Origin of the sequence: Thalassotalea sp. G20_0 (assembly GCF_017744175.1) — a bacterium.
GTDB lineage: Bacteria > Pseudomonadota > Gammaproteobacteria > Pseudomonadales > Endozoicomonadaceae > Endozoicomonas.
Genome location: NZ_JAGHQV010000105.1, coordinates 1 through 4886, shown reverse-complemented (window position 1 = coordinate 4886; position 4886 = coordinate 1). Strand labels below are relative to the sequence as shown.

General features: G+C 50.3%; 2 protein-coding genes. Both read right to left on the bottom strand.

What is annotated here, in order from left to right:
- Positions 1 to 938 (bottom strand): M26 family metallopeptidase (locus tag J7438_RS24525; RefSeq protein WP_209278676.1); only part of this gene is annotated, 938 nt, incomplete at its 3' end.
- A gap of 676 nt (positions 939 to 1614) precedes the next feature.
- A partial coding sequence (locus J7438_RS24520) for a hypothetical protein (RefSeq protein WP_209278675.1) occupies positions 1615 to 4886 on the bottom strand: 3272 nt, incomplete at its 5' end.

Genomic DNA, 4886 nt, shown 5'->3' with positions numbered 1-4886 from the left:
CCCCCCCCGATGCCGGCGTTTGCCTCTTGACCCGTGGTTTTGACATGGCTGTTCACCGCCGTGGTGTTGCCAACCGTTCCTTTAACCTCCCCCCCCCCGATGCCAGCGTAACTTTTATGACCATTGGTGAGAATATGAACATCTTTCGCCCAGATATTACTGACTGTGCCAGTATCATCAACAACACAGGCTGCTAACCCGGTCGTCTTCTGGGAAGTTATATTGGCACCAGTAAAGTGAAGGTTCCTGATGCTGCCTTCCAGAGTGTCAACAAAACAGGCAGACAGGCCGCTGATGGTATTGCACTGCCCATCGAAATCGCCGGTGAATGTGCCAATGGGTTTATGGTCTTTATTGACAACAATATCCGCTGTCTGTTGATATTTGCCGTTTGGTGGAAATTCGGGATCTCGACCAATCTTGCCTAGGTCTTCTGCATTTTTAATCTGTTTCGAATTCGCATACTGAAAAGAGCTGGCCAGCGCGCCAAGGGCAAGTAGTCCTTTGGTTCCCTGACTCCCTTGATAGCGGGCCGTGGATGACTGTTGAAGGGATACGTCTTTCGAGCCGGTTTCTTTTTCCTGAGCCTCTTCCCGGGTTTCTTTTGATGTCTGTGGTAATTCCGGTTTTGCATCCGGCCCGGGCAAACCGCTCCCGGACCAGGCATTGGCCATATCTTTCGCCATGAAAAGGATGGAACTCGACGGCACGATAGTTGTTGTGGCCAGTCGCAAAAGATCTTCCACTGCTTTGCGGGAATTGAAACTGAGGTGAGGGTCTTCTGTTGGAATCAATGATTTCACAAATGCTTTAGAAACAGCAATGCTATGGCCGAGCCAGGAATGTTCGGTGACATTCCCTGAACATTGGGAAGCGCTGTCGCAAATTGGTTGCTGAATTGATTGATGAATTGATTGATGAATGGGTTGCTGAATCATAAACAGGACTCCTCATGTTGTAGTACATAGTTTCAATGAGTTTGACGGGTTGTCGTTATCATAAGCTTCTGCACTCCGCTCGTCCTGAGTGCTGAGCTTGTCGAAGCATCAAAGGGCACAAACTCCGGGCCATGATAGATCGTGCCAACACCCTTCGACTCCGCTCAGGATGAACGGAGTTGGTACACGTCAATCTCATTAAAATGATGTAGTAGTGCATAACAGTACATTAGAAAGTGCACAAAAAATGACGGCGCACTCCCTTGTTCGTTTATGCAGTGCCGTAAAAGTTCCCGGGTTATATTTTTTTTTAGTGGACGCGATGCCTACGTTAAAAGTGCCGTGTTATCTTTATACTTGAATGGTGGTAAAACTAATTAAAATTAGCGAAGAAAGTAGCGTTTTAATCCGTCTACCTTATTTAGTGACGTAAAATTTCCGAGTTTTTTTTATTTTAGGGTATAAAAAATCACATCGTCGTTTATCCATTAGCCAATTTCTTTTTTGGCTCTTTTCGGGTTACAGACTGCTCTGCAATGAAAATTGGCCAAAGGTCTTGAGATACAATGCCTTCAGGAAACTGCTGGCTAAATATTGCCAAGCCCTGCCACAGGAGGATTCCAGCCTGATTTATGAAATCAGCAGTCTGCAATACGAAAAGAGCCTAACTGTTTTTTCAGCTGGCTTCAGCCTGGTCGCTACGGAAATCAGCAAACTCACTGATCATTTGCCGCATAACTGCCTGTTGCCACTGACCGGTTGTCGTTTTGCCCTTAAGCTCCTGCAAACTCGCCCTTGCTATCTGGGAGACCAGTTCATCCTTTAATCGGGCATCACTGACCCGATCGCCAAATACCTGCGGGAATTGTCTGCTGACCAGTGACTTGATGGTTGCGTAGCTGCTGAGAATTTCCCCGATGCGTTGCCGGTTGAACTGGTGCAGTTTCACTGGCCCTGGCAGTGCTTTGCCCCTGGTGTTGATCAGTTGGGCCCGGTCACTGGCACTGGTGCGCAATGGCAATAGCGTTATCACCAGCTGATTGAGACGCTGGGCCTCATCCGGATGCTCAATGCCCTGGCGCTGGATCAGTGCTGCTGTTTTTATCCGGTTGATGGCTTCTGCCGGTGCCTCAAACCGGGCGTTATACAGATGGGTAAACAGTTGCCAGGCTCTCTGATCAAGTTGGAAGGTTTGCCAATCGGGGGGCTGCCTGTCCGACGGTTGATCCGAGCCTGCCGGGATAGGCGATGGTGTTTGTGTAGCGACGGCAACATCGGCCTCCAACCGGGCCAGGGGGGCAGAAAAATGGTCAAGGCCCAGATAGTCGGGTTGACTGGCCAGCGATTTCAGCAGATCCAATTGCCTGTCCGGTGCCAGATTCATAAAGCAGGACCGGGTTTCACGGTAATGACCGGAGACCAGGCCCTTGACCAGTGGCAGGTCCGTTGGTGGTGTGATGTCAATTTTCTGGCTGGACGGCAATCGTTGTTCAAGAAGTTTGGTCAGTGAGCCCATGGTGTTGGCCGATGAACCCTGCTCCAGCCCGAGCAATTGGCTCAGTCGAATGATTACACTCTTAAGTTGGCGATTTTGCAGTTGTGCTGCCTGGCCAATAATCTTGTCGGACAGATGTTTTGGTATATTCTCGTTCACTGTCTGCTCAGCCAATCGGCTTCTGGCCATGGCCTGTAACATGATTCTCGCCAGATGTCTGGTTATGCCATGATCTACGGTCTTGCCTGTTGACGGATCACGAAAAAGTGACGTACCGGGTGCCTGGCTAGTGCCGCGCAGGGAGCCGTCAGCCCGGAATATATTGTCAGGTTTCTGGTGTTGTATGCCCACTGTCGTTGAGGTGAGAACGCTTGATAGAAAGTTTTCCGTTGCCTTGCCAGCGGATGCTTCAGGCAGGGTCTGGATAATGGCCAGGTTAATCAGATCGTCCTGGTCCCACTGTGTACTGACATTTTTATCCGGGGTGGCCAGATCGTTGGCCAGGGCCGTGAGTTCTGTCCGCAGTTGTCTGGCCAGAGCCAGGCTGTTAGTCAGCAGCTGCATACCCGGTGTCTGGTGAAGCGGGGAGGCGTTCTTTCCTGGGGTTCCTGGTGCCATGGTGTGGTTCAGGTGTATGGGACGATCGCTGATTTTTGCTGCCAGCATGTTAGCCAGCGTCAGGTTGTCGGTGAGTGAATAGTTCGTCGGTGTTATGGCACTTGTGGCGGGTTGGCCATTGTTGCTGGGTGTACTGGCTATGGCCAATGGTGTGCTGGTTTTGCCCGGGTCAGGCTGGACACTGGTCATGCCATGGGATGGGGGAGTTGGGGCGGTCTTCAGTTTCCTGACAGGATTTATGTCGGGTTGCTGGATATTCTCAAGAAACAGGGCTTGCTCCTGTTGCAAGATACGGGTTAATAACTGTTGGTTGCGGGGCCTGTGTTGCCGGTCAATGATATCACTGTTCAGTTTTTTCGCTTTTTCCGCTGGCTCAGGTTTTTCCTGTGGTCGGGAGTTCCCGGTTTCCGGCGTCGTCTGCTGTTTCTGGCCAGTTTTTCCATGCAGAATTTGGCTCAGGTCGTTCAAAAAACGATCAAAGCCGTCAGGATTGGCTGACTGTGGTTGCTGCTCTATGGCTTTGAGCAGATGATCTGTGTTCACGGAGGCCGTTGCAGGAGGGGTATAAACACCAGACGAAAGTCGTATGATGGCGGCACGGTCCAGAGGTTGTTGGTTGCTATAGCCCAGGTCTGACAGCATCTGCAGGCGTATATTGCTGAACGTGGCATACATTGTCTGGAACTCGGAAATGACCTTGGCGCTGATGATGGACTGGGCAGTACGGTGATTTTTTTCACTGATTGCAGCCGGGGTCAGATGCTTCATAAACTGGTGAGCATTTTTATAAATATTCAGGAACTTGTTGCTGAATTGTTGATTCAGTTGGCGCAATGAATCCCCCAGAAGAATCCCTTTTTCCAAACAGTCTAATGGTTGCCCCTCGGTTGCTGGTGCCCGGCGGGCCTTGTTGCGTGTATCGACATAGGTTTTGGCCATGTTTTTATTGAATCGTGAATGGGTCGTTTTGCATTTGTCTGTGAATGATTTGATGAATTGCCGCAGTCGTTGGTTGTTATCAGATTCCGTCTTTGGCAAAGACGTAGCATTTGTTGTTGCCGTGGCCGTTGTGTTTCCGGTCGGGTTTGTACGATTGGAAATACTGGCAGTCTTCTCTTGCGATGTGCTGTCAGGTGTTGTTGTGGTGGTGGTGGTGGTGGTGGTGGTGGTGGTGGTTGTCTTTTCGACTGCCGTGCCTGTTGATACAGGCGTCATTGATGAGGAAGAAGCAGCTGAGCTATCTCTGGAACCAGTAATAACTGTCTGCTTGGCCATGTCGGGGGTTGTTGTTTGTTTTGATTGTCTGGCCTGTGCAGCGGTTGAGATGGTTGTTGAGGTTAGAGACGCCGTTGTGCTGTCAGAGATGCCAGGGTCACCTTCTGTTGCGGTGGTTGCAGATGATAATGCTGCTTGCCCGGTTGTCGATTGAAGTATTGCTGCTTTATCAATTGTCGCCTGGGTTGTAACAGCTGTTGGTGATTTTGTTAATGGAGTTGTTCCTGTGGCCGTGGAAGTTTCTGTCAGCGGTGAAGCTGTAGTTGTGCTGCCCGAAATGGCAGAAGTCATCTTTTGACTGGTGGTATCAGATGTTGGTCGTGCTTTTTCCTGAGTAGTTGCCTGAGTAATTGATTGTCGCGTTGTGGTCTGTTCGGCTGTCGTGCCTGTTGTTGCAGGCGTCATTGATGAAGAAGCAGCTGAGCTATCCGTTGAACCAGAAGTGACTGTCTGAGCGGTGGTGTCGTGGATTGTTGTTGCCGCCTGACTTGATTGCCTGGCCTGTGCAGCGGTTGAAATAATTGTTGAGGTTGGAGACGCCGTTGTGCTGTCAGAGATGC